The 15,557-nt window shown below is 70.8% G+C and carries 17 protein-coding genes; 7 read left to right on the top strand and 10 right to left on the bottom strand.

Going from position 1 to position 15,557, the window contains the following annotated elements; translation table 11 throughout:
* Window positions 1–9 precede the first annotated feature (9 nt).
* Entirely contained in the window at window positions 10–879 is an 870-nt protein-coding gene (sucD, locus tag ABDZ89_RS03030; RefSeq protein ID WP_343776504.1) for a succinate--CoA ligase subunit alpha, read from the bottom strand.
* Window positions 876–2,021 carry an ADP-forming succinate--CoA ligase subunit beta gene (gene sucC / locus ABDZ89_RS03025; protein WP_343776502.1) on the bottom strand — a complete coding sequence of 382 codons (1,146 nt, stop codon included), beginning with the start codon at window positions 2,019–2,021 and terminating at the stop codon, window positions 876–878. The genes sucD and sucC overlap by 4 nt, the downstream gene beginning before the upstream one ends.
* A 99-nt stretch (window positions 2,022–2,120) precedes the next feature.
* Between sucC and ABDZ89_RS03020 the strand changes: the two genes are divergently transcribed.
* Together ABDZ89_RS03020 and ABDZ89_RS03015 are read left to right on the top strand one after the other, a co-directional pair.
* A complete protein-coding gene (locus ABDZ89_RS03020; protein WP_343776500.1) occupies window positions 2,121–2,504 on the top strand; it encodes an ACT domain-containing protein in 384 nt (127 codons plus the stop codon).
* Window positions 2,505–2,652: 148 nt separating this feature from the next.
* Entirely contained in the window at window positions 2,653–2,808 is a 156-nt protein-coding gene (locus ABDZ89_RS03015) for a hypothetical protein (RefSeq protein ID WP_343776498.1), read from the top strand.
* Window positions 2,809–2,851: 43 nt separating this feature from the next.
* Here the strand turns inward: ABDZ89_RS03015 and ABDZ89_RS03010 are convergent, their stop codons facing one another.
* Together ABDZ89_RS03010 and ABDZ89_RS03005 are read right to left on the bottom strand one after the other, a co-directional pair.
* Window positions 2,852–3,469, bottom strand: a complete 618-nt coding sequence (locus ABDZ89_RS03010) for a class I SAM-dependent methyltransferase (RefSeq protein ID WP_343776496.1) — start codon at window positions 3,467–3,469, stop codon at window positions 2,852–2,854.
* A 166-nt stretch (window positions 3,470–3,635) separates the two neighbouring features.
* Window positions 3,636–5,045, bottom strand: a complete 1,410-nt coding sequence (locus ABDZ89_RS03005; RefSeq protein ID WP_343776494.1) for a class II fumarate hydratase — start codon at window positions 5,043–5,045, stop codon at window positions 3,636–3,638.
* A 182-nt stretch (window positions 5,046–5,227) separates the two neighbouring features.
* Between ABDZ89_RS03005 and ABDZ89_RS03000 the strand changes: the two genes are divergently transcribed.
* A complete protein-coding gene (locus ABDZ89_RS03000) occupies window positions 5,228–5,863 on the top strand; it encodes a hypothetical protein (RefSeq protein WP_343776492.1) in 636 nt (211 codons plus the stop codon).
* Window positions 5,864–5,955: 92 nt separating this feature from the next.
* Here ABDZ89_RS03000 and ABDZ89_RS02995 read toward each other — a convergent pair whose 3' ends face one another.
* The 3 genes from ABDZ89_RS02995 to ABDZ89_RS02985 form a co-directional block, all read right to left on the bottom strand.
* Window positions 5,956–6,279 carry a BolA family protein gene (locus ABDZ89_RS02995; protein ID WP_343776490.1) on the bottom strand — a complete coding sequence of 108 codons (324 nt, stop codon included), beginning with the start codon at window positions 6,277–6,279 and terminating at the stop codon, window positions 5,956–5,958.
* A 93-nt stretch (window positions 6,280–6,372) separates the two neighbouring features.
* Window positions 6,373–6,969, bottom strand: a complete 597-nt coding sequence (locus ABDZ89_RS02990) for a class I SAM-dependent methyltransferase (protein WP_343776488.1) — start codon at window positions 6,967–6,969, stop codon at window positions 6,373–6,375.
* Between the two features lie 85 nt (window positions 6,970–7,054).
* Window positions 7,055–7,993 (bottom strand): DUF1028 domain-containing protein, encoded by a 939-nt coding sequence (locus ABDZ89_RS02985; RefSeq protein WP_343776486.1) that lies wholly within the window; start codon window positions 7,991–7,993, stop codon window positions 7,055–7,057.
* Window positions 7,994–8,160: 167 nt separating this feature from the next.
* Between ABDZ89_RS02985 and ABDZ89_RS02980 the strand changes: the two genes are divergently transcribed.
* The gene (locus tag ABDZ89_RS02980; RefSeq protein ID WP_343776484.1) at window positions 8,161–8,793 is read left to right on the top strand and encodes a nucleotide exchange factor GrpE; all 633 of its coding nucleotides are present in this window, start codon (window positions 8,161–8,163) and stop codon (window positions 8,791–8,793) included.
* 27 nt (window positions 8,794–8,820) lie between these two features.
* On the opposite strand, the gene surE is transcribed toward ABDZ89_RS02980, so the two are convergent.
* Complete coding sequence (gene surE, locus ABDZ89_RS02975) at window positions 8,821–9,615, bottom strand: 5'/3'-nucleotidase SurE (protein WP_343776482.1); 795 nt, start codon at window positions 9,613–9,615, stop codon at window positions 8,821–8,823.
* A 153-nt stretch (window positions 9,616–9,768) separates the two neighbouring features.
* Here surE and ABDZ89_RS02970 point away from each other — a divergent pair, with 153 nt between their 5' ends.
* Complete coding sequence (locus ABDZ89_RS02970) at window positions 9,769–10,068, top strand: DUF5798 family protein (RefSeq protein WP_343776480.1); 300 nt, start codon at window positions 9,769–9,771, stop codon at window positions 10,066–10,068.
* Between the two features lie 25 nt (window positions 10,069–10,093).
* Here the strand turns inward: ABDZ89_RS02970 and ABDZ89_RS02965 are convergent, their stop codons facing one another.
* Together ABDZ89_RS02965 and purD are read right to left on the bottom strand one after the other, a co-directional pair.
* On the bottom strand, window positions 10,094–10,654 hold the full coding sequence (locus ABDZ89_RS02965) for an acyltransferase (protein ID WP_343776478.1): 561 nt from the start codon (window positions 10,652–10,654) through the stop codon (window positions 10,094–10,096).
* Window positions 10,655–10,715: 61 nt separating this feature from the next.
* The gene (gene purD, locus ABDZ89_RS02960) at window positions 10,716–11,999 is read right to left on the bottom strand and encodes a phosphoribosylamine--glycine ligase (protein WP_343776476.1); all 1,284 of its coding nucleotides are present in this window, start codon (window positions 11,997–11,999) and stop codon (window positions 10,716–10,718) included.
* 141 nt (window positions 12,000–12,140) lie between these two features.
* On the opposite strand from purD, the gene ABDZ89_RS02955 reads away from it, so the two are divergent.
* Together ABDZ89_RS02955 and ABDZ89_RS02950 are read left to right on the top strand one after the other, a co-directional pair.
* Complete coding sequence (locus tag ABDZ89_RS02955) at window positions 12,141–14,351, top strand: thioredoxin domain-containing protein (protein ID WP_343776474.1); 2,211 nt, start codon at window positions 12,141–12,143, stop codon at window positions 14,349–14,351.
* Between the two features lie 93 nt (window positions 14,352–14,444).
* Window positions 14,445–15,545, top strand: a complete 1,101-nt coding sequence (locus ABDZ89_RS02950; protein WP_343776472.1) for a geranylgeranyl reductase family protein — start codon at window positions 14,445–14,447, stop codon at window positions 15,543–15,545.
* The last annotated feature ends 12 nt before the right edge of the window (window positions 15,546–15,557 follow it).

The following is a 15,557-nucleotide window of genomic DNA, read 5'->3' as shown; positions in this document are numbered from 1 at the left end:
GGCGAACGCCTACAGGAAGTCCTCGACGTGGTCGGCGACCTCCTCGGGGGTGTCGCCGACGGGGACGCCCGCGTCGTTGAGCGCGTCGATCTTCGACTGGGCGGTGCCCGTGCCGGAGCCGGAGACGATGGCGCCCGCGTGGCCCATCCGCTTGCCCGGCGGCGCCGTGCGGCCGGCGATGAAGCCGGCGACCGGCGTGTCCATGTTCTCGCCGATGAACCGCGCGGCCTGCTCTTCGTCCTCGCCGCCGATCTCGCCGCACATCACGACCGCGTCGGTGTCGGTGTCGGCCTCGAACGCCTCCAGCGCGTCGATGAACGAGGTGCCGATGATCGGGTCGCCGCCGATGCCGATGGCGGTCGACTGGCCGAGCCCGCGCTCGGTGAGGTTGTCGACGACCTGGTAGGTGAGCGTGCCCGACCGCGAGACCAGCCCGACGTTCCCCTCGGAGAAGATGTTGCCGGGGAGGATGCCGAGTTTCGCCTCGCCGGGCGTGATGATGCCCGGACAGTTGGGGCCGAGCAGGCGCGTGTCCGTCTCGCTCAGGCGCTTGTTCACCTTCGCCATGTCCTGGGTCGGGATCCCCTCGGTGATCGCCACCGCGAGGTCGAGGTCCGTGTCGAGCGCCTCGAAGACCGCGTCGCCGGCGAACGCCGGCGGCACGAAGATGACGGAGGCGTCCGCGTCCTCGGCCTCGACGGCCTCGTCGACGGTGTCGTACACCGGAACGCCGTCGACCTCCTGCCCGCCCTTGCCGGGCACCGCGCCGGCGACGACGTTGGTGCCGTACTCGATCATCTGGCCGGCGTGGAACTTGCCTTCCCCGCCGGTGATCCCCTGAACCACTACTCTGGTGTCGTCGTCGACGAAAATGCTCATTGGGTCACCTCCTCCGCGTTCTTCACCGCACGCTGGACCGCGTCCTCCAGCGTCTTCTCGACTTCCACGAGGTCCGTGTTCAGGATCTCCATTCCCTCCTCGGCGTTCGTGCCGGCGAGCCGGACGACGACCTTCTTGGGTATCTCGTCGAACTGCTCTAAGGCCGTATTGATCCCCTTGGCGACCTCGTCGCCCCGGGTGATCCCGCCGAAGATGTTGAACACGACGGCGTCGACGTTCTCGTCGGAGAACACCATGTCGAGCGCCTGCGTGACGCGCTCGGCCTTCGCGCCGCCGCCGATGTCGAGGAAGTTGGCGGGTTTGCCGCCGTAGTAGTCGACCAGATCGAGCGTCGTCATCACGAGTCCGGCGCCGTTGCCGATGATACCGACGTTACCCGACAGGCGAACGTAGTCGAAGCCGTACTCGCCGGCCTTGCGTTCGAGGTCGTCCTCGTAGGACGCCTCGGCCATCTCGGCCAGTTCGGGCTGGCGGAACAGCGCGTCCTCGTCGATGTTCATCACGGCGTCCGCGGCCACCACGTCGCGGTCGCCGGTGATCATCACGGGGTTGACCTCGATCTCCGAGGCGTCTTTCGACTCGTAGAGGTCGTACAGCGTCGAGAGGATCGACGCCACGTCGAGGGCCACGTCGCCGTCGACGCCGGCCTCGTAGACGACCTTCCGGGCCTGATACGGGTGGAGCCCGAAGGCGGGGTCGACGTGCTCGCGCGCGATGGCGTCCGGGTTCTCCTCGGCGACCTCCTCGATGTTCACGCCGCCCTCGGTCGAGACCATCAGGACGGGCTTCCCCTCGCCGCGGTCCATCGTGACGCCGACGTACAGCTCGTCGACGAAGTCGACGCCGGCCTCGACGAGCACCGAGTCGACCGTGTACCCCTTCAGGTCCATCCCGAGGATCTCCTCGGCGTACTGCTCGGCCTCCTCGCGGTCGGTCGCGATCTTGATCCCGCCGGCCTTGCCGCGGCCCCCCACGTGGACCTGCGCCTTGATCGCGGCCGGGTAGCCGATCTCGTCGACGGCGTCGAGCGCCTCGTCGACGGTCGTCGCCAGCCGGGACTCGGGGACGGGGATCCCGGCGTCGGCGAAGATAGTCTTCGCTTGATGTTCGTGTAGTTTCATCCGTGTTGGATCGGTAGCGACTGCGGCTTAAATGGTGCCGATCCGGCGCGAGCGACGGGGGCGATACCCCTTTTTGTACTCCGAACGGTTGCGGTCCGTATGGACCCAGCCGAGTTCCTCGACGGGGGAGCGGTGAGCGTGTCGGCAGAGACGTACGCGGTCTGCCGGACCGACCGAGACCACCCCGCCGCGTTCGCGACGGTCCGGGAGGCGGACGAGACGACGGTCGTCGTCGAGCAGGACGACCTCGACGCGGTCGAGGCCGGCGACGCGGAGCGCGACTGGAAGCGCCTGACCTTCGAGATGGACCTCCCCTTCGAACTCGTCGGGTTCCTCGCGGCGGTCGCGACGGCGCTCGCCGAGGCGGAGGTCTCGGTGTTCGTCGTCTCCTCGTACGCGACCGACCACGTGTTCGTCAAGGAGGGAGACCTCCCGGCCGCCGTTCGGCGACTGGAAGCGCTGGGCTGTGCGGTCAGCGACTGAGCGCGGCTGTCCGCGCCTCCGGGACAACGCTCCGGGCGGTCCGCGCCGTCGGAACTACGCTCCGACCGGGTCGGGCCGAACTACGCCGCTTCCCCCGGCACCCATTTGCCGCTCGGGCGGGTAGTGTACTCAGGAGTTCGATTCCGGTATGATGCCACCAATCGTTCGTCGATGTCCGGAGTGCGGTACCAGGGGCTGGAGCCGCCGCTTCGCGGTCGTCGGCGGCGAGGACGGCCGCCGGTCGGTCGAGTGCCCGTCCTGTGGCCACCGGTTCGAGCCGATCGACAACTCGCTTCTCAACTGACCCGGCAGCGGCCCGCCGTCGCGGTTCCCCCGGCAGCGACGACTCAGCGCCGTCGGACGCCCACGAAGTAGGCGGGGTTACTGCTCCAGCGCCGCTCGAAGGTGGTCCGGAACGCGAACGCGACCTCCCACCCGCCGGCGTTCCCGAATCGAGTCCGTATTTCGTCCGGGGTAAGGCCGTAAATTTCGCCGTTGCTCCGCCGCGCGTCGCCGAGGACGCAGTAGAGTCCGCCGGGGCGGACCACGTCGGCGAGGCCGTCGATGAACCGGTCGCGCTCGCGGTCGCCGAGGATGTGGAACATCGCGGAGTCGACGACGGTTCGGAACGAGAGGTCGGCCGCCCGGAGCCGAGAGATGTCCAGCGCGTCCCAGACGAGGAACTGCGCGGCGATACGCCGCCAGCGCGCCTTCTCGTCGGCCTGTCGTATCGCCAGCGGCGAGAGGTCGACGCCGAGGACGTCGCACCCGTGTCGGGCGAGAAACAGCGACAGCTCGCCCGTTCCGCAGCCGACGTCGAGGACCGGGCTCTCGACGAGTCCGGCGTCGAGAAGCTCCACGAAGGCGCGCTGCGGCCGACCGATGTCCCAGTTGGGGACGCCCGCGTACGCCGCGTCGTAGACGTGCGTGATCGGTCGCTCTCGCGCGGCGTTCCGGCGGCTCATCTGCCGGCCCGTCGACCGCTCGAATTCGCGGGCCCGGTGGCCGTGGGTCTCATACTACCGACCGATCCGCCCCGTGACAATCAGTGTACCGGGGGTCCGGGCGTGGCAGGCGGTCCCCGCAGGGACGGCGGCCTCGCCGCGTCCACTCGGTGACCGGTCCGCGGTCTCAGTCCTCGTCGCCGAGGATGACGCGGTGCGTCATCGCCTCGGGGTCGAGCACCTCGTCGGCCTCCTCCTCGGTGAGGTACCCCTCACTCACGGCGACCGCCTTGACGGACTTGTCCTCGGCCAGCGCCTTCTTCGCCACCTTGCTCGCCTTGTCGTAGCCGATCGCGGGGTTCAACGCGGTCGCGAGCGCCATCGACTGCTCGACGCGCGTCTCGCAGTGCTCCTCGTTGGCCTCCAGCTTGGCGACGAAGCGCTCGCCGAACGTCGCCGCGACGTTCGAGAGCAACTCGGCGGACTCGAGGAAGTTGTGCGCGATGACCGGCTTGTAGAGGTTCAAGTCGATCTCGCCGCGCGCCGCGCCCGCCGAGACCGCGGCGTCGTTGCCCACGACCTGCTTGTGGACCTGATTGACCGACTCGGCGACGACCGGGTTGATCTTGCCGGGCATGATCGAGGAGCCGGGCTGGTTCTCCGGCTGTTCGATCTCGCCGAGCCCGTTCCGCGGGCCGGAGGCGAGCAGCCGGAGGTCGTTCGCCATCTTGTTGAGGCTGCCGGCGACGGTTCGGAGCGCGCCGTGCCCCTCGGCCATCGCGTCGTGGGCCGCCTGCGCCTCGAAGTGGTTCTCGGCCTCGCGGAACTCCGTCCCGGTCTCGTCGGAGATGTACTCCGCGGCCAGCGCCGGGAAGTCGGGGTGCGTGTTGAGGCCGGTCCCGACGGCGGTGCCGCCCAAGGCGAGCTCGCGCAGGTTCGACTGGACGCGCTCGGCGCGTTCGATCCCCTTCGCGACCTGCGTCCGGTAGCCGCCGAACTCCTGTCCGAGACGGACGGGCGTCGCGTCCTGGAGGTGCGTCCGACCTGTCTTGACGACGCCGTCGAACTCTGCCTCCTTGGCCTCCAGCTCCGCGTGGAGCGTTTCGAGGGCGGGGACGAGGTCCTTCTCGACGGCTTCGAGCGAGGCGACGTGCATCGCGGTGGGGATCACGTCGTTGCTCGACTGGCCGTAGTTGACGTGGTCGTTCGGGTGGACGACGCGGTCGCCGATCTCGGCGCCGGCGATCTCGGCGGCGCGGTTGGCGATCACCTCGTTGGCGTTCATGTTCGAGGAGGTGCCCGAGCCGGTCTGGAACACGTCGACCGGGAACTGGTCGTCGTGTTCGCCGGCGATGACCTCGTCCGCGGCCGCGACGATCGCCTCCGCGGTGTCCTCGTCGAGCAGACCGAGGTCGCGGTTCGCCTGCGCGGCGCCCTTCTTCACGACCCCGAGCGCGCGGATGAACCGCCGGCTCATCGGGATCCCCGAGACGGGGAAGTTCTCGACGGCGCGCTGGGTCTGTGCCCCCCAGTAGGCGTCGGCCGGCACCTGCATCTCGCCGAGGCTGTCCTCCTCCGTGCGGTAGTCGTCACTCATGCGCGGAGGTACCGCGGAGCGCGTGTAAAAGGTATTGAATGCGGCGCGTCGCGGTCGGTTTCGGAGCTCGACCAAGCAACCGGCGAGACGGGGCTCGCGGGTTCAAACCGAGCAAATTCGACGAAAATCGGCGCATCCGTCTCGGAGGTATAACCCTCGGCGTCCCCTCGCCCCTCGCGCACATGAGTCCGAACGACACGGCGGCCGGCGACTCGGCGGACGGGTCGTCGGTCCGCGAGGCGTTCGACCGAGACACGGTCGAGTCGGCGAGTAGACTCCTGATCGGCGCGCTGGCGATCGTCGGCGCGCTCGCGGTCGTCACGCTCCTCCCGGGCGTCGACCGACTCGTCCCGTTCGCGCCCGTGACGTTCGCCGCGGTCGCGACGGGTATCGTCGCGGTCGCCGTGGCGGGTATCCTCCTGTACGCCGCGCCCAAGTTCGCGCTGCTGACGCGGGCGGCGCTGGGCGGCCGAGTCGCGGACGGCGACGCCCCGCCGGACCGGATCGCCGAGAACGCCGGCGGGATGGCCTACTGGCTCGTCGTCTTCGGCGCCGTCCTCGTCGCGTACCGGGGGCTCTCGGGCGCCGTCGTTCCCCTCTTGAACGACGCCGCGTGGGCCTACGACGCCGCCTTCCTGTTCGTCGCGCTCGTCCCCGTCGTGTTCCTCGTCGCCCGCCTGACGGTCACGGTCGACCCGCTGGCCGAGGCGGTCGCCGACCGGGTCGCCGGCGACGAGGAGACCGGGGACACCGACGGCAGCGGTGCCGGCGACGACAGTAACGGAGCGGCCGCGACGGAGGCCGGAAACGACTCCTGACCGACTGACGAGCGGATCGCTGTCGAATCAGGAAGAACCGAGTCGGTAGAGAGCGTCTGAGGCCGTGAAATTCGACGGAGACGGATCCGGATTCAGGCCTCGTCGACCGGGAGCAGCCCGGCGTCGCGGAGGGCCTCGTCGAGGCTCCCGTCGCCGTGTTCCGCGTAGGCTGCTGGCGTGTAGGTCTTGATCTCGAGGGCGTGGACGGACTGGGTCATGTGGTCGCCGACCGCGTCGTAGACGCGCTGGTGTTGGTCGACGAGCGAGTCGCCCTCGAAGACGGGGGAAACGACGACGGCCGCGAAGTGTGCGTCCTCGTCCTCGTCGTTGTGGATCCGGGGCGCGGTCACGCGGGCGACGGCGTCCGCGACGTTCGCCTCGATGAGGTCCGCGACCTCGTCGGGTTCGATTGACATGCCCCCGCTCGGTCGCGGACGGGCAAAAGTCGACCGGCCCGCCGCGACGCTTCGCACGCGGGAGAGACCCTCCGAGGACCGCGTCGAGCCCGACTACCGTTCGAAGACGAGCCCGTAGTGGAACGGCGGGAGGTCGACCTCGCGAACGAGCGTCAGGTCGCCGGGCGTGCCCTCGACGGCCTCGCGGGTCGCCGCGGGCGACAGCCGGAGGTCGGTGGGCGGCCCGCGCGGTTCCCCCGTGATCCGCGTTTCCGCGCGCGGTCCGTCGCGCCAGTTGACGACGACGAAGCGACCGCCGGAAGCGAGCGCCTCACAGATACCGGATACGAACGACTCCGGGTCCGGAATCCCGTGAAAGGCGTTCAACAGGAGGCCGACGTCGACCGGCTCCGGGAGGAGGGCGGCGAGGTCGCGCGCGTCGCCCTCGACGGCCGCGACGTTTGCGATCCCCTGTGCGTCCGCGAGGCGTTCGAGTTCGGTCAAAAGAGCCGCGTCGACGTCGACGGCGTAGACGGTCCCGGGGTCGGCGACGCGCGCGGCGGGGAGCGCGAAGTATCCGTTCCCGCTGCCGATCTCGGCGACGGTGTCCCCGGACTCGATGCCGAGTTCGCGAAGCGTCTCGCCCGGCGTCGGCCACACGCGGCCCCACCAGTCCCAGTCCGGCTGTCCCGTGTTCCGGAATCGCCCCATGCGATTCATAGCCGCCAGCCGACGCTTAGGCGTTGCGAGTGCGGCGACGCTGACCCGGGCCTCCGAGCCGGGCCCCGCCCGGCCCTCAGACGCGGTCGAGCCGCGAGAGCCCGCGCCAGATCGCGTCGACGAGCCGGGACTCGGGATCGCCCTCCGACTCGGCGGCGTTCCACCCGCGCGCGACGGCGTCCTCCAACGCCGCGAGCGAGTGGTTCTCGAAGTTGTTCATCCCGCGGAACGACTCCAGCGCGTCGCGGGCGTCGCCCCCGAACTCCGCGGTCGCCTCACCGTCGTAGAAGCCGAGGTCGGCGAGCGCCGACTGGACCGCGACGGCCGTCTCGCCGGTCAACTCTCGGGTGTTCTCCGGCGCCTCGCGTTCGAGCAGCGTCACGTCGTATATTTTGAAGACTCGCTCCAACTCGTCGATGGGGCGCTCGTGGTCGTCGACGCGCACGTCGACCCAGCGGTCGTTTCTCCCGTCGTAGCCGCCCTCGGGCTTGGCGACGTACAGCGCCGCGGACTGCTCGCCCCGCTTGTCGCCGCCGGCCTCGTTGCCCGCGTGGAGCGCGGCGATCAGCCGCTCCGGCAGGCCGGCGTCGGTCTCCTCGAACGCCGCGGCCATCGCGTCGAGCGTCTCGGCGTTCTCCAGGATGTTCCCCTGAACGGCGTAGTGGTCGCCCTGCCGGTCGCCGGCGTGGTCGTGGCACTCCTCGCCCGTGAACGCCGCCGGGTCGTCGTCCGGGTCGACGCCGACGATCCCGACCTGTCGCGAGGGGGACTCGTCGTCGTCGGCCGTGAGTCGGTCTATCGCTTCGGCCGGGTCGTGGCCCTCCCTGAGCAGGTCGAGGCCGTCGGGACCGTAGGCGACGTTCGCGAAGCTCTGCGTGGCGACCGCGCCGGCGTCGGCGCTCACGAAGGGCACGACGGCGCCGACGCTGACGAACTTCGACTGGACGGCGACGCCGACCGCGCCCGTCTCCGGGTCGCGGGCGGCGATCGAGAAGGTCGAGGGACGCGGACTCATGCGAACGTACTGTCGGTCGCCGCGATCATAAATCCGGGCGTCGCCGCGCTCGACCGGTCGGGTCGCCGGCTTCGTCTCGGTCCGAGGTGAACCGCCACGAGACCATCGCGGGGCGCTCAGCGTCGCGCTTCTGAACGCTTATGCCGGCCGACCCACTTCCTTCGGGTATGAGCGACGACGACGCCGTCGATGTCGAGTCCCCCGACGACGCCGACGCGGCGAAGGCGAACGGCACGGCGGAGGCGACCGCCGAGGGCGACGAGTCGCCCGCATTGGCCGCGGCTGTCGCCGAACACGACGAGGCGCTGGCTCGCGAGGTCGCGGCGCTGGAGGCCGACCTGGCCGAGGCCCGCGAGGAGCTCCGCGAGCGCGACGAGGAGGTCGAAGAGCTAACGAGCAAGCTCGCCCGGGTCCGCGCCGACTTCAGCAACTACAAGGAGCGCGCGAAACGGAAACAGGAGGACATCCGCGAGCGCGCCTCGGAGGGGCTCGTCGAGCGGCTCACCCCGGTACGCAACGACCTCCTCCGCGCGCTCGACCAAGACGAGGGGAGCGACCTCCGGCCGGGCGTCGAGTCGACGCTGGAGAAGTTCGACGAGGTGCTCGCCGAGGAGGGCGTCGAAGCGATCGAACCCGAGCCCGGCGAGTCGGTCGACCCCGCCAGGCATCAGGTGATGCTCCGCGTCGACAGCGACCGTCCTGAGGGTTCGATCCACGAGGTGTACGAGCCCGGCTACGAGATGGGCGACCGCGTGCTCAGCGAGGCGAAGGTGACCGTGAGCACCGGCGACGAGGCGTAAGGCGCGACGGGTACCGCGGACCGCGTTTCACGACCGAACCGTCGCCTCGTAGGCTTCCGCCAGTTCGTCGAGCCCCGCGTCCGGCTCGGCCGTGTGCGGCACTGACAGCGGCGAGACCGACACCTCGCCGTCGACGACGGCCCGGCGGTCGGTCCCCACGGGGTCGGGTACGTCGCCCTCGTTCATGCGGCCCCAGATCGGGTCGCTGAACCCGACGCGACCGTCGCCGTTCCGTTCCGCGCGCATCCCGTACCACGTCGAGGGGGTCGTGACGCGGAGCGGCGCGCGGTCGTCGTCCGCGATGGGCGCGTTGATGTTGAGGTAGTCCGCGCGGTCGAACACGCCGGCGTCGGCCGCCTCGTCGAGGAGGAAGCGAGTCGCGCGGGCCGCGTGGGCGAAGTCGGGGCCCTCGAACGAGCGTTTCCACCAGTCGTCGCCGCCGGGGACGTACATCGAGGTCGCGACCGCGGGCACGTCGAAGAACGACGCCTCGACGGCGGCCGAGACGGTCCCCGACCGGCCGAGCGTGTAGGCGCCGAGGTTGGCTCCCTCGTTACAGCCGGCGACCACGTAGTCGGCGTCGGGGACGAGCTCGTCGAGTCCGGCGACGACGCAGTCGACGGGCGTGCCGTCGACCACGTAGCCAAGCTCGTGGTCGTCGACGGCGACGTCGGCGGAGAGGAGCCGACCGACGGACGACTGGTCGTCGGCCGGCGCGACGACGGTCACGTCGTACTCGCCAGAGAGGGCGTCGTAGAGGGCGCGAAGCCCGGCGGCGTCGATGCCGTCGTCGTTGGTCAACAGGATCCGGTCGACGCTCATACCATTGTCACGGGCGGTTCGGGCAAAAGTCCACCGTCGGCGGCGCGCGACGGGGCCGACGCGTGACTGCCACGGACGCGTGACGGGGCCGACGCGGTGGGCAATCGCGTACCGAACGGAAAAGCACACGTACCGCCGGGCCGACCGCCCGATATGGGATTCGGGGACACCGCAAAGAAGATCCAGACGCTCGCCGACCGCGCCGAGCGGACGTACAAGAAGATCAGCGAGCTCCGCGACGAGGTCGACGAGACGCAGGAGACGGTGATAGACACCTCCGAGCGCGTCAAGACGCTCGAAAACGAGATGGCCGAACAGCGGGCCGTCCTCGACGCCGTCGCGGAGGAGGTCGGGGTCGACCTCGACCGCGTGAGCACCGAGGCGCACATCACGGACGCGGAGGAGACGGCGGCGGACGGCGACGACGCCGACTCAGTCGCCGACGGCGCGTAGGGTTCGAGTCCGGAGGCGTCGGCGCTTACTCGTCGCTCGCGTCGCCGTCCGCGTCCGCCCGCGACACCACTTCGGCGGGGACGCCCGCGACGGTCGCCTCCGCCGGCACGTCGTCCGCGACGAGGGAGTTCGCGGCGACGCGCGCGCCCTCGCCGATAGTAACGCCGGGGAGCACGACCGCCCCCGCGCCGATCATCGCGTCCTCCTCGACGACCACGTCGCCGAGCCGGTACTCCTCGGTGAGGAACTCGTGGCACAACAGCGTGGCGTCGTAGCCGATGATCGCGTCGTCGGCCACGGTGATCCGTTCGGGCCAGAACACGTCCGGCGTCGACTCTAACCCCCACGCGACGCCCGTCCCGACCGTGACGCCGATCCGGCGCAGGAGCCAGTTCTTCAGCCGGAGGCTCGGACAGATCCGCGCGAGGACGATGACGACGTAGTTGCGGACGACCGCGAGCGGCGACTTCGCGTCCGGCCACGACCAGAGGGAGTTGCGGGGTCCCGGCGTCGGGACCCGGTCGAGTTCGTCGCTGCGAGGCGGGTCCGCGTCGTCGCGCGTCGCGTCCGCGTCGTCGGTTGTCACGTCGCCCCGTTCGGACGGCGGGGATAAAAGGGTCGCTGGTGGTCGGGCGTCGGACGGGCCCTCAGTCGCGGAGTTCGTCCATGTGGTCGATCCGGCGCTGAACGAGGTCGGCGGTCCCGATGTCGTGGCGGATTCGGACCCGGTCCCCGGCCGCCGCCAGCGCGTCCTCGGCCTGCGCCTCGGCGGCCGCGATGGAACCGCCGCGCCCGACGACCGCGAACGCCCGCGACGTGGTGGTGTAGAGCCGGCCGTCGCGCTCGTCGACGCTCGCGTAGTAGAGGAGCGCGTCGCCCGCGCTCTCCTCGTCGACGGCGATCTCGGCGCCCGCGTCGGGGTCGGTCGGGTAGCCGTCCGGCACCGCGTACTTACAGACGGTCGCCTCGCCCGAGAACGTCAGTTCGGGCAGAGGGTCGCCGTCGCGCGCGGCGGCCAGCACGTCGACGAACGGCGTGTCGAGGACGGGCAGCGTGTTCATCGCCTCGGGGTCGCCGAAGCGGGCGTTGAACTCGACCACTCGCGGGCCGGTCTCGGTGAGCATGAACTGGCCGTAGAGGACGCCCTTGTAGTCGGGGAGCGCGTCGACGACGGCCTCCAGCACGTCGACGGCGGCGTCGTAGTCGCCCTCGCCCATGAACGGCAGCGAGAGCCCGGTGTCGGAGTACGAGCCCATCCCGCCGGTGTTGGGCCCCTCGTCGCCCTCGTAGGCGCGCTTGTGGTCTTGGACCGCGGGCGTCGTGCGGAGGTCGCCGTTCGCGACGAACGCCTGGATCGTGAACTCCTCGCCGACGAGACGCTCCTCCAAGACGACCCGGTCGTAGTCGGAGTCGCGCAGGTACGCCTTGGCCTCCTCGCTCGTCACCTGGTCGCCGATCACCTTCACGCCCTTGCCGCCGGTGAGTCCGGCGGGCTTGACCGCGAGGTCGCCGTCGTACGCGTCGATGTACTCGCAGGCCGCCTCGGTGTCCTCGAACACCTCGAAGTCCGGGCAGCCGGGGATCGACGCCTCCTCCATGAACCGGCGCTGGTACGCCTTGTCGGTCTCCAGTCGGGCCTCCTCGGCCCGCGGACCGAACGCGTAGACGCCGGCGTCGTCGAGCGCGTCCGCGACGCCCGACTCCAGCGCCGACTCCGGGCCGATGACCGCGACGTCGGCGTCGACCGCGGTCGCGTACTCGGCGACCGCCGCGGCGTCGGTCTCGTCTATCGTCTCGAACCCGTCCGCGAGCCGGCGGATCCCCGGGTTGCGGACGCTCGCACAGGCGTACAGCGCGCAGTCGTCGGCCACCGCGCGGGCGATCGCGTGTTCGCGGCCGCCACCCCCCACCAAGAGAACGGTCTCCGTCATGCCCGACGGGTGTCCGCACGGTAGTGTAAGTGTTACTCTCTATTCGCCGCGAGATGTACACGTCCGTGGACAGAAGCGGCCGCGACACCGCTCCTCGGCGCGGTGCGGTCGGCTTTTGCCCCGCCGGGCCGAATCGGGCGTATGTCACAGCCGACCGAGCGGAACCGCCTCGACGGGGAGGCGAGTCCCTACCTCCGACAGCACGCGGACAACCCCGTGAACTGGCAGCCGTGGGGCGACGAGGCGTTCGAGCGCGCCCGCGAGCACGACGTGCCGGTGTTCGTCTCCATCGGGTACTCCTCGTGTCACTGGTGTCACGTCATGGCCGAGGAGAGCTTCGAGGACGAGTCGGTCGCCGCGCTGCTCAACGAGGAGTTCGTCTCGATAAAGGTGGACCGCGAGGAGCGACCCGACGTCGACAGCACGTTCATGACGGTCTGCCAGCTCGTCACCGGCGGCGGCGGGTGGCCGCTCTCGGCGTGGTGTACGCCCGAGGGCAAGCCGTTCTACGTCGGGACCTACTTCCCGCCCGACGCGCGCCGGAACCAGCCCGGATTCACCGACCTCTGTGAGCGGATCGCCGACTCCTGGAGCGACCCCGAGCAGCGCGAGGAGATGAGGCGACGCGCCGATCAGTGGGCCGAGAGCGCGCGCGACGAGTTGGAGTCCGTCCCGGCGCCCGACGTCGACGGCGACGCTGATCCGCCCGGTTCGGACCTACTCGAATCGGCCGCCGCGAGCGCGTTGCGAGGCTACGACGAGGAGTACGGCGGCTTCGGGAGCGGCGGCGCGAAGTTCCCGATGCCGGGGCGGCTCGACCTGCTGATGCGAGCGTACGCGCGGAGCGGCCGCGACGCCGTCCTGTCGGCCGCGACGGGCACCCTCGACGGGATGGCCCGCGGCGGGATGTACGACCAGATCGGCGGCGGATTCCACCGCTACGCGGTCGACCGGCAGTGGACCGTCCCGCACTTCGAGAAGATGCTGTACGACAACGCCGAACTCCCGATGGCCTACCTCGACGGCTACCGGCTCACCGGCGACCCCTCGTACGCCCGCGTCGCGGGCGAGTCGCTGGCGTTCCTCGACCGCGAGCTCCGCCACGACGACGGCGGGTTCTTCAGCACGCTCGACGCGCGCAGCCGACCGCCGGCGGGCCGGAGCGGAGGCGGTTCGGACGAGGGCGACGAGCCGGAAGCCGTCGAGGGCGCGTTCTACGTCTGGACTCCCGACGAGGTCGACGCGGTCCTCGACGAGCCCGCGGCGTCGCTCGCGAAGGAACGCTACGGGATCCGGTCGGGCGGCAACTTCGAGCGGGGCACGACGGTCCCGACGGTCGCCGCGTCGGTTGCGGAGCTCGCCGCCGACCGCGATCTCTCGCCCGAGGAAGTCCGAGAGGCGCTGACCGAGGCGCGCACCGCGCTGTTCGACGCCCGGGAGTCGCGCCCGCGACCCGCCCGCGACGAGAAGGTGTTGGCCTCGTGGAACGGGCGGGCGATCTCCGCGTTCGCGAGCGCCGGCGGGGCCCTCGACGAACCCCACGCGGACATCGCCCGGGAGGCGCTCGACTTCTGCCGCGACCGACTGTACGACGCCGACGCGGAGACCGGCGCGCTCGCCCGGCGCTGGCTCGACGACGACGTGCGGGGACCGGGGTACCTCGACGACTACGCGTTCCTCGCGCGGGGCGCGCTCGACACCTACGCCGCCACCGGCGACCCGGAACCGCTCGGGTTCGCGCTCGAACTGGCCGAGGCGCTCGTCGAGGAGTTCTACGACGACGACGGGACGATATACTTCACCCGGGACCCGGACGGGGAGAACGCGGAAACCGGCGATTCCGGCCCGCTCATCGCGCGGCCGCAGGAGTTCACCGACCGCTCGACGCCGTCGAGCCTCGGCGTCGCGGCCGAGACGCTCGCGGCCCTCGACGGGTTCCGGACCGACGGGGAGTTCCGCGAGATCGCGGAGCGCGTCGTGACGACCCACGCGGACCGGGTCCGCGGGAGCCCGCTCGAACACGCCTCCCTCGTGCGGGCGGCCGATCTGGTCGAGACGGGCGGGATCGAGGTGACGATCGCCGCCGACGAGGTGCCGACCGCGTGGCGCGAGACCCTCGGCGAACGCTACCTCCCGGGGGCCGTGATCGCGCCGCGGCCCGCCACCGAGGCCGGACTCGACGAGTGGCTCGACCGGCTCGGGATGGCGGAGGCGCCGCCGATCTGGGCGGGCCGCGAGGCGACCGACGGCGAGCCGACGGCGTACGTCTGTCAGGACTTCACCTGTTCGCCGCCCCGGACGGACCTCGACTCGGCGCTGGAGTGGTTGGGGACGCGTGACCGGTCGGAGTAGCGACGACGTTCCGGACCGCACCCGTCCGCAACCCGCCGGATCGAGTCGATAAGTCACGTCGTAATTAAATATCCCCGTCACCACGCTCACTCCATGTACGATTTCGTCGTCGTCGGCGCCGGACCGCCTGGCTCCCGGTTCGCTCGGCGCGCGGCCGAGAGCGGCCACGACGTGATCGCCTTCGAGAAGGGATCGGTCGGCGAGCCGCTCGCCTGCTCCGGACACGTCTCCGACGACGTGTGGGAGTACGTCCCGGACGGCGCCCGCGACGAACTCCACCAGAACCGGGTGTACGGAGCGCGCTTCCACGTCGGCGGTCCCGGCTCGCGGTCGTACCCCTTCTACAAGCACGACCCCGTCTCGAACGTGATCGACCGCGTCGGACTCGACCGCACCCTCGCGGACTGCGCTCGGGAGGCCGGCGCCGACCTCCGGGAGAACCACGCGGTCGTCGGCGTCGAGGAGCGCTCCGACCGGGTCGTCGTCGAGGTCCGGACGCCCGCGGGCGACGTGGAACGGGTCGAAGCCCGGATGGTCGCCGGCTGCGACGGTCCCACGTCGCGCGTCCGGCGGGCGCTCGACCTACCGGAGCCGGGCGAACTGCTCCACGGCGTCCTCGGGTTCGACGAGACGCCCGACGACGGCGACCTCGTCGACGTTCACCTCACCGCGCCGACCTTCTTCGCGTGGCGGATCCCCCGCGGCGACGCGGGCGTCGAGTACGGGCTGGCGGCGCCGCCGAGCGAAGACGTATCGACGCGTTTCGACAACCTCACCGACGCGTACGGCGCGACGACGGACCGCCGCTGTTCGGGAGCGATCCCCGTGGGGCCGCCGGCGGAGACGACGAGCGACCGGGGCTTTTTGATCGGCGACGCCGCGGCGCAGACGAAGCCGTTCACCGGCGGCGGCATCCTCTACGGGATGCGCGCGGCCGACGTGGCGGCGTCGGTGATCGACCCCCGCGACCCGGGGACGCTCGCCGACTACGAGTCCGGCTGGCGCGACGAACTGGCGACAGAGATTCGGCTCGGAAAGGCGATCCGGCGGTGTTACTCGCTCCCGGAGCCGGTCCAGCGCGTCGGACTACGGGCGCTGTCGGGCGAGATCGGGGTCCACATGGACGAGCCGTCCTCGTTCTTCTCGCCGTCGAACCTCCGGGCGTTGTTCTCGCGGAGCGACCCGCCGAAGTGACGCGCGTCCGGG

Origin of the sequence: Halorubrum ejinorense (assembly GCF_039522565.1) — an archaeon.
Taxonomy (GTDB): domain Archaea; phylum Halobacteriota; class Halobacteria; order Halobacteriales; family Haloferacaceae; genus Halorubrum; species Halorubrum ejinorense.
The sequence above is the reverse complement of the archived record's forward strand: the minus strand, read 5'-3'. Positions and strand labels throughout refer to the sequence as shown.

Excerpts from the sequence above, each read along its gene's own strand:
- sucD (WP_343776504.1), bottom strand. The coding sequence starts at position 879 with ATGAGCATTTTCGTCGACGACGACACCAGAGTAGTGGTTCAGGGGATC.
- sucC (WP_343776502.1), bottom strand. The coding sequence starts at position 2,021 with ATGAAACTACACGAACATCAAGCGAAGACTATCTTCGCCGACGCCGGG.
- ABDZ89_RS03020 (WP_343776500.1), top strand. The coding sequence starts at position 2,121 with ATGGACCCAGCCGAGTTCCTCGACGGGGGAGCGGTGAGCGTGTCGGCA.
- ABDZ89_RS03015 (WP_343776498.1), top strand. The coding sequence starts at position 2,653 with ATGATGCCACCAATCGTTCGTCGATGTCCGGAGTGCGGTACCAGGGGC.
- ABDZ89_RS03010 (WP_343776496.1), bottom strand. The coding sequence starts at position 3,469 with ATGAGCCGCCGGAACGCCGCGCGAGAGCGACCGATCACGCACGTCTAC.
- ABDZ89_RS03005 (WP_343776494.1), bottom strand. The coding sequence starts at position 5,045 with ATGAGTGACGACTACCGCACGGAGGAGGACAGCCTCGGCGAGATGCAG.
- ABDZ89_RS03000 (WP_343776492.1), top strand. The coding sequence starts at position 5,228 with ATGAGTCCGAACGACACGGCGGCCGGCGACTCGGCGGACGGGTCGTCG.
- ABDZ89_RS02995 (WP_343776490.1), bottom strand. The coding sequence starts at position 6,279 with ATGTCAATCGAACCCGACGAGGTCGCGGACCTCATCGAGGCGAACGTC.
- ABDZ89_RS02990 (WP_343776488.1), bottom strand. The coding sequence starts at position 6,969 with ATGGGGCGATTCCGGAACACGGGACAGCCGGACTGGGACTGGTGGGGC.
- ABDZ89_RS02985 (WP_343776486.1), bottom strand. The coding sequence starts at position 7,993 with ATGAGTCCGCGTCCCTCGACCTTCTCGATCGCCGCCCGCGACCCGGAG.
- ABDZ89_RS02980 (WP_343776484.1), top strand. The coding sequence starts at position 8,161 with ATGAGCGACGACGACGCCGTCGATGTCGAGTCCCCCGACGACGCCGAC.
- surE (WP_343776482.1), bottom strand. The coding sequence starts at position 9,615 with ATGAGCGTCGACCGGATCCTGTTGACCAACGACGACGGCATCGACGCC.
- ABDZ89_RS02970 (WP_343776480.1), top strand. The coding sequence starts at position 9,769 with ATGGGATTCGGGGACACCGCAAAGAAGATCCAGACGCTCGCCGACCGC.
- purD (WP_343776476.1), bottom strand. The coding sequence starts at position 11,999 with ATGACGGAGACCGTTCTCTTGGTGGGGGGTGGCGGCCGCGAACACGCG.
- ABDZ89_RS02955 (WP_343776474.1), top strand. The coding sequence starts at position 12,141 with ATGTCACAGCCGACCGAGCGGAACCGCCTCGACGGGGAGGCGAGTCCC.
- ABDZ89_RS02950 (WP_343776472.1), top strand. The coding sequence starts at position 14,445 with ATGTACGATTTCGTCGTCGTCGGCGCCGGACCGCCTGGCTCCCGGTTC.